Annotated in this window: 13 protein-coding genes and 1 tRNA gene; 9 read left to right on the top strand and 5 right to left on the bottom strand. The window is 44.2% G+C overall.

The window, feature by feature from the left end:
* Positions 1–13: 13 nt before the first annotated feature.
* From kdpA to DW800_RS16470, 6 genes are all read left to right on the top strand, one after another.
* Positions 14–1,720, top strand: coding sequence for a potassium-transporting ATPase subunit KdpA (gene kdpA, locus DW800_RS16445; RefSeq protein WP_117601327.1), 1,707 nt, complete (start codon positions 14–16; stop codon positions 1,718–1,720).
* 30 nt (positions 1,721–1,750) lie between these two features.
* Positions 1,751–3,799 (top strand): potassium-transporting ATPase subunit KdpB, encoded by a 2,049-nt coding sequence (gene kdpB / locus DW800_RS16450; protein WP_057281324.1) that lies wholly within the window; start codon positions 1,751–1,753, stop codon positions 3,797–3,799.
* Between the two features lie 12 nt (positions 3,800–3,811).
* The gene (locus tag DW800_RS16455) at positions 3,812–4,384 is read left to right on the top strand and encodes a K(+)-transporting ATPase subunit C (RefSeq protein WP_005834858.1); all 573 of its coding nucleotides are present in this window, start codon (positions 3,812–3,814) and stop codon (positions 4,382–4,384) included.
* 146 nt (positions 4,385–4,530) lie between these two features.
* Positions 4,531–5,286, top strand: a complete 756-nt coding sequence (locus DW800_RS16460; RefSeq protein WP_034529308.1) for a hypothetical protein — start codon at positions 4,531–4,533, stop codon at positions 5,284–5,286.
* A gap of 112 nt (positions 5,287–5,398) precedes the next feature.
* Entirely contained in the window at positions 5,399–6,520 is a 1,122-nt protein-coding gene (locus DW800_RS16465) for a sensor protein KdpD (protein ID WP_005834862.1), read from the top strand.
* A gap of 20 nt (positions 6,521–6,540) precedes the next feature.
* Positions 6,541–7,980, top strand: coding sequence for a sensor histidine kinase (locus DW800_RS16470; RefSeq protein ID WP_005824715.1), 1,440 nt, complete (start codon positions 6,541–6,543; stop codon positions 7,978–7,980).
* A gap of 6 nt (positions 7,981–7,986) precedes the next feature.
* Here DW800_RS16470 and DW800_RS16475 read toward each other — a convergent pair whose 3' ends face one another.
* From DW800_RS16475 to DW800_RS16495, 5 genes are all read right to left on the bottom strand, one after another.
* Positions 7,987–8,853 (bottom strand): helix-turn-helix domain-containing protein, encoded by an 867-nt coding sequence (locus tag DW800_RS16475; RefSeq protein WP_022400870.1) that lies wholly within the window; start codon positions 8,851–8,853, stop codon positions 7,987–7,989.
* 37 nt (positions 8,854–8,890) lie between these two features.
* Positions 8,891–10,531: a hypothetical protein gene (locus tag DW800_RS16480; RefSeq protein ID WP_005834866.1), complete on the bottom strand. Its 1,641-nt coding sequence runs from the start codon at positions 10,529–10,531 to the stop codon at positions 8,891–8,893.
* Positions 10,532–10,565: 34 nt separating this feature from the next.
* Positions 10,566–11,660 (bottom strand): HlyD family secretion protein, encoded by a 1,095-nt coding sequence (locus DW800_RS16485; protein WP_005834867.1) that lies wholly within the window; start codon positions 11,658–11,660, stop codon positions 10,566–10,568.
* 76 nt (positions 11,661–11,736) lie between these two features.
* On the bottom strand, positions 11,737–13,071 hold the full coding sequence (locus tag DW800_RS16490) for a TolC family protein (protein WP_005824723.1): 1,335 nt from the start codon (positions 13,069–13,071) through the stop codon (positions 11,737–11,739).
* Between the two features lie 189 nt (positions 13,072–13,260).
* A tRNA-Met gene (locus DW800_RS16495) sits at positions 13,261–13,334 on the bottom strand.
* 256 nt (positions 13,335–13,590) lie between these two features.
* Between DW800_RS16495 and DW800_RS16500 the strand changes: the two genes are divergently transcribed.
* The 3 genes from DW800_RS16500 (at position 13,591) to DW800_RS16510 (ending at position 17,185) form a co-directional block, all read left to right on the top strand.
* Entirely contained in the window at positions 13,591–13,977 is a 387-nt protein-coding gene (locus tag DW800_RS16500; protein ID WP_005824726.1) for an START-like domain-containing protein, read from the top strand.
* Positions 13,978–14,054: 77 nt separating this feature from the next.
* Entirely contained in the window at positions 14,055–15,956 is a 1,902-nt protein-coding gene (locus tag DW800_RS16505; RefSeq protein WP_005824727.1) for an LptF/LptG family permease, read from the top strand.
* 14 nt (positions 15,957–15,970) lie between these two features.
* A complete protein-coding gene (locus DW800_RS16510) occupies positions 15,971–17,185 on the top strand; it encodes a bifunctional 3,4-dihydroxy-2-butanone-4-phosphate synthase/GTP cyclohydrolase II (protein ID WP_005824728.1) in 1,215 nt (404 codons plus the stop codon).
* Positions 17,186–17,266: the final 81 nt, after the last annotated feature.

Here is a 17,266-nt window from a genome sequence, read left to right on the forward strand (position 1 = left end):
GGAGAGTGGAGAAATGAACACTGAAATTTTAGGTGTAGCCTTGCAGATTGTTCTGCTGATTGTGATATCCTATCCTCTGGGAAAGTATATTGCCAAGGTTTACAAAGGCGAAAAGACATGGTCGGATTTCATGAAGCCGGTCGAGAGATTGATTTATAAAGTGGCCGGAGTCAATCCGGAGGAAGAGATGAACTGGAAACAGTTCTTGAAAGCCCTGCTGATTCTGAATGCCTTTTGGTTTGTATGGGGCATGGTGCTACTCTGTACACAGCAGTGGTTACCGTTAAATCCGGATGGAAACGCTAACCAGACACCGGATCTGGCATTCAATACATGTATCAGTTTTATGGTGAACTGTAATTTGCAGCATTATTCCGGTGAAAGCGGACTGACATATTTTACACAGTTGTTCGTCATTATGTTGTTCCAATTCATTACCGCCGCTACCGGTATGGCAGCTATGGCAGGTATCATGAAGGGTATGGCTGCCAAATCGACGAAGACTATCGGTAACTTCTGGAAGTTCTTGGTTTTGAGCTGTACACGTGTATTATTACCGCTTTCGTTGATTGTGGGCTTCATCCTCATTCTACAAGGTACTCCGATGGGATTTGATGGTAAGATGGAAGTTCAGACGATGGAAGGACAAACCCAGTTGGTTTCACAAGGTCCTACGGCAGCGATTGTTCCTATCAAGCAATTGGGTACGAACGGTGGCGGTTATTTTGGATGTAACTCTTCACATCCGTTGGAAAATCCTACTTACTTGACAGATATTGCAGAATGTTGGTCTATCCTGATTATACCCATGTCTATGGTGATTGCACTCGGCTTTTACATCAAACGTAAGAAGATGGCCTACTCTATCTACGGCGTAATGCTTTTTGCTTTTCTTGTGGGTGTTTGCATCAACGTTTCGCAGGAGATGGGAGGTAATCCGCGCATTGATGAGATGGGAATTGCCCAAGACAATGGAGCAATGGAAGGTAAAGAAGTCCGTTTAGGGTCTGCTGCTACTGCTCTTTGGAGTATTGTGACTACAGTTACTTCCAATGGCTCTGTAAATGGTATGCATGATTCAACAATGCCTCTTTCCGGTATGATGGAAATGCTGAACATGCAGATTAACACGTGGTTTGGCGGTGTGGGTGTAGGTTTCATGAACTATTATACGTTTATCATCATCGCCGTATTCATCAGTGGACTGATGGTGGGACGTACTCCGGAATTCCTCGGTAAGAAGGTGGAGGCGCGTGAAATGAAGATTGCTACCATTGTGGCACTGCTTCATCCGCTTATCATCTTGGGCGGTGTGGCACTTTCTTGCTTTTTGTTCGCTCATTATCCTGAATTTGTGGCAGGTGAAGGCGGCTGGTTGAATAATCCCAGTTTCCACGGACTGAGTGAGCAGCTTTATGAATATACTTCGGCTGCGGCCAATAATGGTTCCGGCTTCGAAGGATTGGGCGACAATACTTACTTCTGGAACTACACTACCGGCTGGACGTTGATTTTGGGACGTTTCCTGCCTATCGTAGGTCAGGTAGCCATTGCTGGTCTGTTGGCCGGAAAGAAATATGTTCCGGAGAGTGCCGGTACGCTGAAGACGGATACAGTAACTTTCGGTGTGATGACTTTTGCCGTTATCTTTATTGTGGCTGCCTTGTCATTCTTCCCGGCACATGCATTGAGTACGATTGCTGAACATTTCAGTTTGTAATAGTAGTTTGTAAAAAGTAATTTCATAGGTATGAAAGATAATAAATCAGCTTCTCTGTTTCAGAAGGAGCAAGTAATGGAAAGTTTGAAGCAATCATTCGTGAAGCTGAATCCACGGGTGATGATAAAGAATCCGATTATGTTTACGGTGGAAGTCGTAACGGTTGTCATGCTGATTGTCTGTTTCCTTTCATTAGGTACTTCGGAATATGGAGCGTTCGGATATAATTTCTTGGTATTCATCATCTTGTTTGTGACGTTGCTGTTTGCTAATTTTGCTGAAGCCATTGCTGAAGCGCGTGGTAAGGCCCAAGCTGACAGCTTGCGTAAAACCCGTGAAGAGACTCCGGCTAAAGTGCTGGTTGACGGTAAGATCCATACCGTTAGCAGTTCACGTTTGAAGAAAGGCGACTATTTTATTTGTGAAGCGGGAGATACGATTCCTGCTGACGGTGAGATTGTGGAAGGTTTGGCTTCCATTGATGAAAGTGCCATTACCGGTGAATCTGCTCCGGTAATCCGTGAGGCCGGTGGTGACAAGAGTTCCGTAACTGGTGGTACAAAAGTTCTTTCTGATAAAATCAAGGTACTGGTGACGCAGCAACCGGGTGAGAGCTTTCTTGACAAGATGATTGCTTTGGTAGAAGGCGCTACTCGCCAGAAGACTCCGAACGAGATAGCATTGACTATTCTTCTGGCCGGTTTCACCTTGGTATTCGTCATTGTATGTGTGACGTTGATTCCTATGGCCGACTATACGAATATCGACCATCCGGGAACTTATATCTCCATTGCAGCCATCATTTCTTTGTTTGTCTGCTTGATACCGACTACTATCGGCGGACTGCTTTCTGCCATCGGCATTGCGGGGATGGACCGTGCTTTGCGCGCTAATGTAATCACAAAATCCGGTAAGGCAGTAGAAACAGCCGGTGATATCGATACCTTGTTGCTTGACAAGACCGGTACCATTACAATCGGTAACCGTAAAGCCACCAAGTTTCATCCGGCTTCGGGTGTTGACGAGAATTTGTTCGTAGAGGCTTGCTTGTTGTCCTCACTTTCTGACGAGACTCCGGAGGGTAAGTCCATCATTGAACTGGGACGTGAAAACGGTCATCGTATGCGTGATTTGAATACTACCGGTGCTCATATGATTAAGTTTACAGCCGAAACAAAATGTTCGGGTGTGGATTTGCAGGATGGTACTCAGATACGTAAAGGTGCATTCGACGCTATTCGCAAGATTGTGGAAAATGCCGGAAACAAGTTCCCGAAAGAGATTGAAGAGGTGATTGCTGTAATTACCAGCAACGGTGGAACTCCGCTGGTGGTATGTGTCAATCAGAAGGTTACCGGGGTAATTGAGTTGCAGGATATTATCAAACCGGGTATTCAGGAACGTTTTGAGCGTCTTCGCAAGATGGGTGTGAAAACTGTGATGGTGACCGGTGACAACCCTTTGACAGCCAAATACATCGCAGAGAAAGCTGGAGTGGATGATTTCATTGCTGAAGCCAAGCCGGAAGACAAGATGGAATATATTAAAAAAGAACAGCAGGCCGGTAAGCTGGTGGCTATGATGGGTGACGGTACAAACGACGCTCCCGCCCTTGCACAAGCTAATGTGGGGGTGGCGATGAACAGCGGTACGCAGGCAGCCAAAGAAGCCGGTAATATGGTGGACCTTGACAACGACCCGACGAAGCTGATTGAAATTGTGGAGATTGGCAAACAGTTGTTAATGACACGCGGTACGTTGACTACCTTCTCCATTGCGAACGACGTTGCCAAGTACTTTGCTATTATCCCTGCTTTGTTTATGGTAGCCATCCCTCAGTTGGCTCCTCTGAACATTATGGGACTGCATAGCCCTGAAACGGCTATTCTCTCGGCTGTCATATTCAACGCTATCATCATTCCTATCTTGATTCCGTTGGCTTTGAAAGGTGTTCGGTATAAGCCGATCGGTGCCAGTGCGCTACTTCGTCGCAATCTGTTGATTTATGGTGTGGGTGGCGTCATTGCTCCGTTTGTCGGCATCAAACTGATAGATATGATAGTTAGTCTGTTTTTTTAAAACTTGGATAAAATGAAAACTCTTTGGAAATCATTTAAAATAACAATTGCATTTTGCATATTTTTCTCTCTGTTCTATATCCTTGTCTTGTGGATATTTGCACAGTTCGCCGGTCCCAACAAGGGAAATGCAGAGGTGGCAACACTCAATGGTAAAGTGGTAGGTGCAGCCAATGTAGGCCAGATGTTTACGCAAGATATTTATTTCTGGGGACGCCCATCTGCGGGTAATTATACAGCCGATGCTTCGGGTGGTAGTAACAAGGGACCTACGAACGATGAATACCTGGCAGAAGTGGAAGCCCGTATCGATACTTTTCTGGTACATCATCCTTATCTGAGCCGCAAGGATGTGCCTGCTGAAATGGTAACCGCCAGTGGTTCCGGTCTAGACCCACATATCACACCTGCTTGTGCTTATGTACAAGTGAAGCGTGTGGCTCAGGCACGTGGCATGAACGAGGCTGAAGTGAAAGCCATTGTAGACAAGAACATCAGCAAACCCTTTTTGGGGGTGTTTGGTACGGAAACTGTCAATGTGCTGGAACTGAACATTGCATTAGAAGAAGCCGATCAGAATAAATAATTTTTTAGTTGTGTTTGTCATGTGTTATGGGCAGGAGCGGAAGTATTTCTGTTCAGGCAGCGAAAGACTGTCATTTTACAGGGGGAGCCGAAACTTCCTTCCTGCCTTTCAACGATTGATTAGTAATGGTAAATAAATAGTTGGATATGAAAAGTTTAAAAATATCAATTCTAGTTTTTGCGAGTATGGTAGCTGCTTGTTTTATGGGAACCGGCAAAGTGCAAGCTCAGGAATTTACAATACAAGGTGATTTAGTCAGTTCTTATGTTTGGCGTGGCTTTTACCAGACGGGAGTCAGTTTTCAGCCTACTTTGGGTTTTGGGGTCGGTGATTTTTCTTTGACGGCATGGGGCTCTACCGATTTTGACGGAGTTTCTTCAGGAGAAGGGGCTGCGGCTAAGGAGATTGATTTGACGGCTGCCTATGCTTTGGGAGAATCAGGTCTAACTTTTTCTGTTGCCAGCTTGTGGTGGGGCGGACAAGGAGCAAGAAAGTATTTTAATTTTAAGAGTCACGAAACAGCTCATCACTTTGAAGCGGGATTAGCCTATACATTGCCGGTTGAAAAGTTTCCTTTGTCAATCGCTTGGTACACTATGTTTGCCGGAGCTGACAAAGATGATAAAGGCAGGCAGAATTATTCTTCGTATGTTGAACTCAACTATCCGTTCAGTGTTAAGTCTGTAGATTTGAACCTGACTTGCGGATTTCTGCCTTATGAAGCTGGGGTAGGAGTATATGGCGTTCCTAACAGCGGGTTTGCCGTAACCAATGTGGCACTGAAAGGTATTACGGAAATCAAGATTACTGACAATTTCTCAATACCTGTATTTGCACAAGCCATTTGGAACCCTCGTATGGAAGATGCACATCTGGTATTCGGCTTTACTTTAAGGCCATGATTTATTTAGATATAACTTTAGAACTCATGAATTAGTGTTGGATGCCCGTGGCGGTCGTGATGATCGTTACGGGTTATATGGCATATATAAGACAAGTAAAAAAACAGAAGAAATGAGTAGGGAAGAAAGCGTACAGCATTTTCTTGATTTGATTAAAAAGTCGCGGCGTGGCAAGTTCAAAGTCTACATCGGCATGATTGCTGGTGTAGGTAAATCTTATCGTATGCTTCAGGAAGCACACGAGTTACTTGACAACGGAGTAGATGTGAAGATAGGCTATATAGAGACACACGGGCGTGCCGGTACGGATGCTATGTTGGAAGGATTGCCCGTTGTTCCTCGTCGTAAGATATTCTATAAAGGGAAAGAGCTGGAAGAAATGGATTTGGATGCCATTATCCAGATACACCCTGAGATAGTAGTGGTGGATGAACTGGCACATACCAATGTGGAAGGTAGCCGGAATGAGAAACGCTGGCAGGATGTGATGGATTTGCTTGATGAGGGTATCAATGTGATTTCTGCCGTTAACATCCAGCACATTGAGAGTGTCAATGAAGAAGTACAAGGCATCTCGGGTATTGAGGTGAAGGAACGTATTCCCGATAGCGTTTTGCAAGAGGCAGATGAGGTGGTGAATATTGACTTGACTGCGGAAGAATTGATAGCCCGTCTGAAAGCTGGAAAAATTTACAAGCCGGAAAAGGTCTCTACTGCCTTGAACAATTTCTTTAAAACGGAAAATATTCTCCAATTACGTGAACTGGCTTTAAAAGAGGTGGCTTTACGGGTGGAAAAGAAAGTGGAGAATGAAGTGGTTACCAGTGTGGGAGTCCGTCATGAGAGATTTCTGGCATGTATCAGCAGCAACGAGAAAACACCACGACGCATCATTCGTAAAGCTGCACGTCTGGCAACCCGCTACAATACTTCGTTTGTTGCCCTTTATGTGCAGACTCCCAGAGAAAGTACTGACCGCATCGGTCTGGCAAATCAAAGGTATTTATTGAACCACTTCAAATTGGTGACCGAACTGGGAGGGGAGGTCGTTCAGGTGCAATCGCCGGATGTGCTGGGAAGCATTGTTGATACTTGTAGGGAGAAACAGATAACAACTGTCTGCATGGGAAGTCCGTCACTTTCTTTTCCGAAATCATTGTTCATGATATTGAAATACCGAAAATTTGTGCGTGATTTGGCACAAGTAAACATAGATTTGATTATACTTGCATAATATTAATTCTTAGGAACATTATGAATATTCGTACAAAATTGATACTCAGCGTAGGGGTATTGGCTGGAATGATTATTTTGTTGGTTGCTCTTTCTGTGGTGAATCTACAGATACTGACGGCTACAGAGCCGGATAGTCCTGCTGCTGTACCGGGATTGCAACGTGCATTGCTCTGGATTTCTGTGATAGGTGGGGTATGTATTTTTGCCAGTATCATATTGTTGGTATGGCTTCCCCGTTCCATCAGCAAACCTATTCAAGAACTGACGCGTGGGATTCTTGAAATAGCGAACCATAATTATGAGAAACGTCTGGATATGAGTGGACGCGAGGAATTTCGTGAAGTGGCTGATAGTTTTAATCGGATGGCGGAACGACTGACGGAGTATCGCGCCAGTACGCTGAACGACATACTTTCTGCTAAGAAATTTCTTGAGGCTATTGTGAATAGTATTGATGAACCTATTATTGGTTTGAACCGTAATAGGGAAATTCTCTTTATCAATAATGAGGCTTTAACTGTGCTGAATTTAAAACGGGAAGAGGTAATTCGCCGTTCGGCTGAGGAGCTTTCTTTGAAGAATGATTTGCTCCGCCGTTTAGTTCGTGAATTGGTAAATCCGGGTGAAAAGAAAGAACCGTTGAAGATTTATGCAGACAATAAGGAGAGTTACTTTAAAGCTTCTTACATTACCATTATAAATGCAGAGGCTGATGATGACGAACCTCATAATCTTGGCGATGTGATTTTACTGAAAAATATTACAGAATTCAAAGAATTGGATAGTGCCAAGACTACTTTTATCTCGACTATTTCTCATGAACTGAAAACGCCTATATCCGCTATTCTGATGAGTCTGCAGTTGTTGGAGGACAAACGGGTAGGGGTGTTGAACGACGAGCAGGAGCAATTATCGAACAGCATTAAGGAAAATGCTGATCGCCTTCTTGGGATTACCGGAGAACTACTGAACATGACGCAGGTAGAAGCCGGTAAACTGCAGATGATGCCTAAAATAACAAAGCCCATTGAACTGATAGAGTATGCCATCAAGGCTAATCAGGTACAGGCTGATAAATTCGGCATTCAGATAGAAGTGGAGTATCCGGAAGAAAAAATGCCTAAATTGTTTGTCGATAGCGAAAAGATTGCTTGGGTACTCACCAATTTGTTGAGTAATGCTATCCGCTATTCCAAAGAGAACGGGAGGGTGGTTATCGGCGCCAAGCATGACGAGGATTTTGTGGAAATGTATGTGCAGGATTTTGGAAAAGGTATCGACCCGCGTTATCACCAGAGCATTTTTGACCGTTATTTCCGAGTGCCGGGCACTAAAGTGCAAGGTAGTGGCTTAGGACTTTCCATTTCGAAAGACTTTGTGGAAGCGCATGGCGGTACACTGACTGTTCAGAGTGAGCTGGGTAAGGGGAGCCGCTTCGTTATCCGGTTGAAAGCGTAACGTTTTCTATTTTTTGCGGTACTGTTGCGGAGACATGCCTGTTTGTTTCTTGAAAAATGTACCAAAATAAGAAGCATTGGGAAAATTGAAGAAATCGGCGATTTCCTGGATATTTTTCTGGGTGTTCTTGAGTAGTGAGATGCTTTTGCGGATGATGGATTTGAATATCAGTTCCTGTACGGTGAATCCGCAGACGGACTTGGATAGTGCAGAGAGGTATTTGGGTGATAAGCAGAGTTTGTCTGCATAAAACTCTACACCGCGTTCTTCCGTGTAGTGCGCATCTATCAACTGAATCAGCCGGATAAAAAATTCATGTTTGTGGCCAACCGTTGTTTTAAGGTTCATCAGTTTACGGTTGTAAATGGAACAGATGCGGTATGTGAGTCCCAGCAGAAGCAGCCTTTGTTCGTTGTCGTTGAAGGTGTTGTTGTCTAAGTGCAGGGTATTGTCCAGTAAGGACATGTATTTCAGAACTTCTTCTTCGTCTCCGGTGTTCCATACGTAGCATGGTTCGGTCCGGAGCTGCATGTATAGGTACATGGTTGCCACTGAATTGCCTATGATGTCCCTTATCGGTTCTATCTGGTAAATGAATATGAATAGTTGCAGGTCTTCCGATTCGCTCAGCACTTGGAAGAGGGAATCTTCCGGAATGAAAACTGTTTCGCCAGCCTGGGCCGAGAATACTTTCATATTGAGCGAAAAGGTGAAGTTACCCTGGCGGCAAACTATCAGTCCTGCTCCATTAATCATAAAAGGTTTCTTCAGGGAGGTGGGAAAGGAGCAGAGCATACCTTCTGAACTACAAATGTTTTCTCCGTTTGACAATGCGTGGTCCAAGTGGGATAAACGTTCTTGTTGGGTATCCATAACAGACAAAATTACAGGTTGTACTGAAAATTGTCCGCTAAGTTAGTAATTTTCGTTTAGGATACCGCACGACAAGCACAAATATCATGCAAATCAGGCAGGCATAGAGTGTCCATCCTGCCATTTCCTTTATAGCAGAGAGAGTGGCTTGTACTTGGATGCGTCCTTTGGTGGATATGGCAGCCATGTTGATTGCTTCTTGTTTGCTCTTTCCCTGATATTGCATGCCTTGTACAGTTTGGGTAAACGAGGCGGACGCTTCGGGGTGCAGCATGTCTACATTCTGTGCATAGCGGGTGACGTAGTGCTGCTGGCGTTCTTGCAGTACATTCGTATAGAGTGCGGCTCCGATGCTGGGAGCCAATACCATGCGTACGGTAAGCATGGTGCATATCCAGGAAGAAAGATATTTGTAAGGCATGCGTTGGGTGGCGTAGGTTGGAATCAGCGAATAGAGGAACATCATACCGGTAGAACGGATGATGACCGGATACTTCATCCGTTCGTACAGTCCTGCACCTTGTACCTCGAAATACATGAACATGGTGGAAAGCCCCAATAGAAGGAAACCGGCGGCAAAGAGATATTTGAAGTGTACGCCTTTCACACTGAGCCAGATGGTGGCTATACCGCCGATGAGGTAGCCCAGCATGGACCAGTTGCCTAGGGTGGCGTTCTGAAAGTTGTCCAGTTTCATGCCTATGCCTGTGAATACGTTGACAAACATGGCGCTGGAATTCAGTACCATTAACAGAAAATAGAATAGGAAACCCATACGGATGGTGCGCAGTTTGAATACATCGAGTTGATAGTAAGGATTGCGTTGGGTAGACTCGATGTAGAGGAATATACCACCAGCAATGATGGCGCAGACTGTGGCCCATCGTATGGTTGGGTCGTCGTACCAGTCGAGCACTTTGCCATAAGTAAGCACGTAGGTAATGCAAGCCAGTGTGATGCAGAAGATGGAGGCATTGCCAAACTGCTTGAGGTTGATGGGGAAGCGGCGGGTGGTATATTTATGATAAGGCATAGTGATGAATGTGATGAGGATGCAAAGTAATAGTAGCCCCATCATAAAGTAGTGTATGTACTGCCATTCGTACTCAAAGGCGAGCCAGGCGGTGAGCGAGGTTCCCAATTGTCCCAGTACCATGAAGAATAGGTAGATGGCAGGTTGTGCCGCACTCCGTTCGATGTCCAGCTTGTCCCAGCCTTCGCCGGTTACAGGCTCGTTGCCGGGTGTAATCTTATCGTACGCTTCGATATGCCCTGCATACTTTATGAGGGTGAAGAGGTTGACCATCATCAGTACCATTCGTAGGAATCCCATAAAGATGCTGCATAGTGCCAGCAGGAAAACACTGTCTGTCTTGGCACAGATATAACTGAAGATGTACATCAGGGAGAATCCTGCCAGACACATCATTTTCTGCCGGCGTATGACTACCAGCCTATATAGAAAGGGGCAGAATGCCGCCATACCGATGGAAGTGGCGAAGTTGGCAAACTGGATATGCTCGGAAATGATGCCGAGCCCGCTCATCATTTCGGTGCTTGCCACCGAGTAGGTACCGCCTACAGTCAGTATCGGCAAAAAGAATACGAATAGGATGATGATACCTACCGGCTTAGGTACCCAGTTGTAGAAGGGATAGTTCTTGGGGGATGAGGGCATGGATAATTAAAAATTAATCATTAAACACTAATCATTATTCCATCTTCGCTTTGACTATTACCATCATACCGGCGGCAAGGCTGCTGTTGTCTTCTTTGGACAAATCGGTAAAGTCGATGCGGACTGGGATGCGTTGCTGTATCTTCACGAAGTTGCCGGCAGAATTATCCGTGGGCACTAGGGAATATTTGGAGCCGGTGGCTCCGGAGATGGCAGTGATTTTTCCTTTGAATTCTTTGTCGCTGATGGCATCGACGGTAATGACTACTTCTTGTCCCAAGTGCAGATTCTCAATCTGGGTTTCCTTGTAGTTGGCTATAATCCACTTTTGTGTGTCAGGCAGAATGTAGGTGATGGTTTGTCCGGCAGTGATGAATTGTCCTTCTTCAAGAGTACGCCGCCCCAATTTCCCATCACAAGGAGCTACTACTACGGTGTAGGAGAGATTCAGTCGTGCCATTTCGAGTGCGGCTGTTGCCCGTTGTATGGCAGCTTCGGTATTTTCACGGCGATGTGACACTTCGTTCACACCCGACAAGGCAGCTTTCTGTTGTCGTTTCACGGCTTCCAACTTCTTGTGGGTAGCTGCATATTCGGTTTCTATCTGTTCCAATTGAATGGGGGTGGCAGCGTTTCTCTTCACCAGATTCTGGTATCGTTGGCGGTCTTTCTCCAGCTTGGTAAGGCGGATTTCTATCTCTGCTATGGAGGCGTCGTAGACAGAGGCTGTAGTTTGCGTGGTTTGTAGTGTGGCACCAATGACTGTGGCACCGGCTTGTGCATCCTTGAGTGCAGCTTCAGCTTCCATGACTCTGATTTTATATTCCCGGTCGTCCAATATAAGTAAGGTATCTCCTTTGTGTACTTCTTGGTGTTCTGTGAAACAAATTTTCTTGATATATCCTGATGCGCGCAGATTGACGGGAGATATGTATTGTTCAATCTGTGCATCATTACTGGTTTCCGTCCGTTTGTAGTTCAAAAAGAGGCAGACCACTTGAATAATTCCCCAGATAAGGATAGCTATTCCTAATAGGCTGACAACGATTTGCCAACGGCGAAGCTTCTTCAATTTCCGTGCTTTTTCTTGGTGGGTACTTGCGGTGTTATTGTTCTCTTTTGTTTCCATATTTTCTATATTATATTGTTTACTTATTATTATATATACATCCGTCCTTGAATACGGGCTCTATTCATCTTCCTCTTTAATGAATTGAGGGGCTCAACGTCTCCAGCTGTCCCGTCAGCTTCAGCAAAGTCAGATTGGTTATCCGGTAATTGTAGTGGGCACTGATATAGTTGTTTTGGGCTTCGCTCATCCGCATTTCGTCCTGCAACACTTCGGTCATTGAGGCGATTCCTTCCCGATAACGGTCCATGGTAACGGTATATACATCTTCAGCAAGCAGATAATTGTCCTTCTGCTTCTTAAAGTTACGCTGGCTGTTCATCAGGTCATTGGTAGCATTCAGATATTGTGTCTGAAGATTTTTTCGGGTATTCTCTTGAGCGAGTTTGATGTTCTCTATGTCAATGGTTGCCTTACGCATCTTGTAGCGTTTGTCCAGTCCGTCGAAAATGGGAATGCGCAAGGAGAGTCCCACTCCATAGGAGCGATACCAATGGTTGGAAGGGCCGGAATGGAACCAATGGTAAGCTTTGTCCGTATAGGCAGAGAACATCCAGCTTCCCGTCAAGCTCAAGGAGGGGATGTAACCGTTGCTGACTATTGTTTTTTGTTGCTCTGCGAGTTGTTTCTGTGATTGCAGCAGCTGTAGTTCATATAGTGTTTCAGATAGCCCGGTGAGTGCTGCGGGCGTAATCATTTCTGTATTCACCGGTACCAGTGCTATATTTTCTTCTGCCGGATAGTCGATGATGTATTTCAGTAGGTTCAGTTGCTGTTCCATCATGGCTTGTGCGTTGTCGTGTTGCACCTTGAGGTTCTCCAGGTTGATGTTGACGCGTTTCACATCTACTTCCATAGCCATACCGTTGTCATAGAAGGCCTGAGTGATATCTCTCAACTCTTCTAGGCGAGTGATGTTGGCTTTTATCAAAATAATCTGTTCAGCTGTAACCTGTCCTAGGTAGTACATTTGACTAATTTGAAGGATGAGGTCTTCTCTTGCCTTTTCATAAGAAAGGCGATTCATCTCATCCATGGTTTTAGCTATGGACAGAGTGGTGTAGAGTGTTTGGTTATAAAGTGGTATCTGCAGCTGTAATCCGAAGTTGGCGTTGTATTGCAAAGTTTGGGTTACATTATAGGGATTGCCATACGCTGAACCATCGGTAACGGATACGGGTGGATCGATATTGTCGTTATAGTTGGCAAAACCATTGATTTGGGGCAGTAGTTTGGCTCGATTCTCAGAGATGCCGTATTTCCCTTTTTGTATTTCCTTCCGTTTGCTTTGCAAGGACAAATTGTTTTCGATACCTATTTTGAGGCAGTCCTCCAAGGTTAGGGTATCTTGTGCTCTTGTACCTAGTGCAAGCAGACACAGAAAGGAAAATGTGAACAGTTGTCTTTTCATAATAGTCACTTGATATTTGCACACAAAGTTAGTGGCTTAAAATGCAAGAGGACTATCCATATATCAACTGTTTGTATTCATATTTTCCTTTTTACTATAATTTGAAAACAAACCATAGTAAAAAACGAGTATTAAAAACAAAAAAGACCGCCAAGAGTGGAAGCCTCCTAACAGTCTAAATCTTCTTTGTAGCGGGACCCGGGATTGAACCGGGGACCTCATGATTATGAATCATGCGCTCTAACCAGCTGAGCTATCCCGCCATCATTTCTCGATTGCGGGTGCAAAGATATAGCTTTTATTTAAATTGCCAAAACTTTTATGGATATTTTCTGCTTTTTCTTTTGCTGATAGGGTGCTGAAGTGGTTTGCAGTACTTTTTATTAAAAGTCTTTGTATAACATTATCAATGAATTAGGGGTGTATGGAAAGGGAGGTATAAATAAATTTGATGATTTATTTTCTGTAATTAGAAAAAAGTATTTATCTTGGCTGGCGCAATAAAAAGCAGAATAGACTATGGAAAGAAAGAAAATACATTTGGAATATCTCTTGAATGCGACTTCTAAAAGTATTCTTTGGGCAGCGATAAGTACCCCTACTGGTTTGGAGGGCTGGTTTGCTGATAGGGTTCAGTCAGACGATAAAACAGTAACCTTTTTTTGGGGAAAAACAGAAAAACGTGATGCCGAGATTATTGCCGTGCGGGCGTATTCATTCATCCGCTTCCGCTGGCTGGACGATGAGAACGAGCGAGAATACTTTGAACTGAAGATGACAAACAATGAGTTGACCAATGATTTCGTATTGGAGATAACAGACTTTGCCGATATAGACGAGGTGGGTGATTCGCGTGAATTATGGGAATCGCAAGTGGATACTTTGCGAAGAACTTGTGGTTTTTAGTTAACTTTAGATTAAAAATTTCCCGTACTCCCTTTTTTTGTACTACTTTTGTGCTCTCATTGCATGAAACGAGTAAAATGCTGCGCATAAAAAAGTTAGATATATTTGTTTTGAAGAGCTTTTGCATGCTCTTTATGGGTACTTTCTTCATCTGCCTCTTCATCTTTATGATGCAGTTTTTATGGAGGTATGTGGACGAAATGGTAGGAAAAGGATTGGAGATGACTGTCCTTGCACAGTTTTTCTTTTATTCTGCGCTTTCGTTGGTACCTGCGTCGTTGCCGCTGGCTATTCTGCTGGCTGCCCTTATCACCTTTGGAAATTTCGGAGAACGTTTTGAATTACTTGCCATGAAGGCAGCCGGTATTTCTTTATTGAAAATCATGCGGCCCCTGATTATCTTTATTTGTTTCATCTGTTGTGTCTCTTTCTATTTCCAAAATGTCATAGGACCAAAAGCCCAAACAAAATTATGGACTTTGCTTATTTCCATGAAGCAGAAATCTCCCGAAGTGGATATTCCTGAAGGTGTGTTCTACGATGAAATAGATGGTTATAATCTGTATGTGAAGCATAAGAACCGCAAAACTGGTATGCTGTATGACGTACTGATATATAATTTTGAGAAAGGTTTTGAGAATGCTCAAATTATCAAGTCTGATTCGGGACGTCTGGAGATGACGGCTGACAAACAGCATTTATATTTGCATTTATACAGTGGTGAGCAGTTTGAGAATTTGAAATCGCAGAACATGAACCAAAGGAATGTGCCTTACCGGCGTGAGACATTCCGCGAAAAGCATGCAATCATTGAGTTCAATTCGGATTTTAATATGGTGGATGCAGGTATCATGAGTAATCAGTCCAACAGTAAGGATATGAGAATGCTGCAGGCGGATATTGATTCCATGAAATTGCAGAATGACAGTGTGGGACGTGGTTATTATAAAGAAGCTATGGCAGGAACTTATAAGGTGACAGCCAGCTTGTCTAAAGAGGATACATTGAAGATTGAAAAGGCCTATTTAGGTGAGTACAATGTAGACAGCCTCTACAATGTGGCTACACTGATGCAGAAACAGAAGGTTATATCCACGGCCGTCAGCCGTGCAGAGAGTGCGGGGAGTGACTGGAGTTTTAAGAGCTTTAATATATCGCAGACTGAAAGCAGCCTTCGACGGCACATGACTTCCTGGCATGAGAAACTGACTCTTTCTCTGGCATGTCTCATCTTCTTCTTTATTGGTGCGCCACTCGGAGGAATTATCCGTAAAGGAGGCTTGGGAATGCCGGTGGTGGTTTCTGTATTGATTTTTATTATCTATTACATCATCAACAATACGGGGTATAAGATGGCCCGTGACGGACAGTGGGTTGTCTGGATGGGTATGTGGACCAGTACTGCTGTCTTGGCTCCATTGGGTGCGTTCTTGACATATAAATCCAACAATGATTCAGTGGTATTGAATGCTGATGCTTATATAAATTGGTTCAAGAAGGTTGTGGGTATTCGCAGTGTACGCCATCTGTTCCGTAAGGAAGTAATCATCCATGATCCTGATTATACACGTATTCCGGAAGAGCTGAAGGCTTTGTCCGTAGACTGTCGTGAATATGCTGATAGAAAGGGGTTGAAACGTGCTCCCAATTACTTTAAATTGTGGATGACTGATAGCCAGGATGAGGCAGTGGAAGATATTAACGAACGTTTGGAGAGTCTGATAGATGAGATGTCGAATACAAGATCCGTTACTTTGTTGACAGCGCTGAACACCTATCCGGTCATCCCCATCCATGCGCATGTCCGTCCGTTCCGCAATTATTGGTTAAACTTGCTCTGCGGTATTGTTTTCCCGATAGGCTTGTTCTTTTATTTCCGTATCTGGGCATTCCGTATCCGTCTGAATAAGGATATGGAGCGGATTATCAAGACAAATGAAGATGTGATTGGAATCATAGAAAGAGATCAGAATAAATAAAAACAAAATAGATTATGGAAAATGTAAAGTTGAATACGATAGAAGAGGCCATTGAAGACTTCAAAGCCGGTAACTTTGTGATTGTTGTGGATGATGAGGACCGTGAGAATGAGGGTGATTTGATAATTGCAGCTGAAAAGATTACACCGGAGAAAGTAAACTTTATGTTGAAGCATGCCCGTGGTGTACTTTGTGCTCCAATTACAGTTTCGCGTTGCAAGGAACTGGATTTGCCGCATCAGGTATCGGATAATACTTCTGTATTGGGTACTCCCTTTACGGTGACTATTGACAAGTTGGAAGGTTGCAGTACCGGGGTTTCTGCGGCAGACCGCGCTGCTACTATCCAGGCGTTGGCCGATCCGGCTTCTACTCCGGCCACTTTCGGGCGTCCTGGCCACATTAATCCATTGTATGCCCAGGAGAAAGGTGTGTTGCGCCGTGCCGGACATACGGAGGCTACTATTGATATGGCACGTTTGGCTGGACTTTATCCGGCGGGAGCCCTTATGGAAATAATGAATGAGGATGGTACAATGGCCCGTTTGCCCGAATTGCGCAGAATGGCAGATGAATTTGGCTTGAAATTGATTTCTATCCGTGACTTGATTGCCTACCGTTTGAAGCAGGAGTCTATTGTAGAAAAAGGAGTGGAAGTGGATATGCCTACAGACCACGGTCATTTCCGTTTGATTCCTTTCCGCCAGAAGTCGAACGGTTTGGAACATGTAGCTTTGTTCAAGGGTACTTGGGAATTGGATGAACCGATTCTGGTGCGTGTACATTCTTCTTGTGCCACTGGTGATATATTCAATTCCAAACGCTGTGATTGTGGCGAGCAGCTGCATAAGGCAATGGAGATGATAGAGAAAGCCGGTAAGGGGGTAGTTGTATATCTGAATCAGGAAGGTCGCGGCATTGGCCTGATGGAAAAAATGAAAGCATATAAATTGCAGGAAGAAGGCATGGATACTGTGGATGCTAATATTTGCCTGGGACATCTGGCAGACGAGCGTGATTATGGTGTGGGTGCCCAGATTCTTCGTGAGATAGGAGTGCACAAAATGCGGCTGATGACCAATAATCCCGTGAAACGTGTGGGCTTGGAGGCTTACGGTTTGGAAATAACGGAGAACGTAGCTATTGAGACTACTCCGAATCCATACAACGAGCGTTATCTCCGTACCAAGAAAGAACGTATGGGACATACACTTCATTTCAATAAGTAACTGTCTTTTTGTTTTCTTATATCAAAGAAAATCGCTTATTTTGCAACCGGATTTGCGTAACAATCATTAAATAGTAACAAA

Origin of the sequence: Bacteroides sp. AM32-11AC, from assembly GCF_003603515.1 — a bacterium.
Lineage (GTDB): Bacteria > Bacteroidota > Bacteroidia > Bacteroidales > Bacteroidaceae > Bacteroides > Bacteroides uniformis.

Bases quoted from the DNA above. Each gene is read 5' to 3' on its own strand.
- DW800_RS16480 (WP_005834866.1), bottom strand. From the start codon at position 10,531: ATGCCCTCATCCCCCAAGAACTATCCCTTCTACAACTGGGTACCTAAG.
- DW800_RS16490 (WP_005824723.1), bottom strand. From the start codon at position 13,071: ATGAAAAGACAACTGTTCACATTTTCCTTTCTGTGTCTGCTTGCACTA.
- DW800_RS16505 (WP_005824727.1), top strand. From the start codon at position 14,055: ATGCTGCGCATAAAAAAGTTAGATATATTTGTTTTGAAGAGCTTTTGC.
- DW800_RS16470 (WP_005824715.1), top strand. From the start codon at position 6,541: ATGAATATTCGTACAAAATTGATACTCAGCGTAGGGGTATTGGCTGGA.
- kdpB (WP_057281324.1), top strand. From the start codon at position 1,751: ATGAAAGATAATAAATCAGCTTCTCTGTTTCAGAAGGAGCAAGTAATG.
- DW800_RS16465 (WP_005834862.1), top strand. From the start codon at position 5,399: ATGAGTAGGGAAGAAAGCGTACAGCATTTTCTTGATTTGATTAAAAAG.
- kdpA (WP_117601327.1), top strand. From the start codon at position 14: ATGAACACTGAAATTTTAGGTGTAGCCTTGCAGATTGTTCTGCTGATT.
- DW800_RS16485 (WP_005834867.1), bottom strand. From the start codon at position 11,660: ATGGAAACAAAAGAGAACAATAACACCGCAAGTACCCACCAAGAAAAA.
- DW800_RS16500 (WP_005824726.1), top strand. From the start codon at position 13,591: ATGGAAAGAAAGAAAATACATTTGGAATATCTCTTGAATGCGACTTCT.
- DW800_RS16510 (WP_005824728.1), top strand. From the start codon at position 15,971: ATGGAAAATGTAAAGTTGAATACGATAGAAGAGGCCATTGAAGACTTC.
- DW800_RS16460 (WP_034529308.1), top strand. From the start codon at position 4,531: ATGAAAAGTTTAAAAATATCAATTCTAGTTTTTGCGAGTATGGTAGCT.
- DW800_RS16475 (WP_022400870.1), bottom strand. From the start codon at position 8,853: ATGGATACCCAACAAGAACGTTTATCCCACTTGGACCACGCATTGTCA.
- DW800_RS16455 (WP_005834858.1), top strand. From the start codon at position 3,812: ATGAAAACTCTTTGGAAATCATTTAAAATAACAATTGCATTTTGCATA.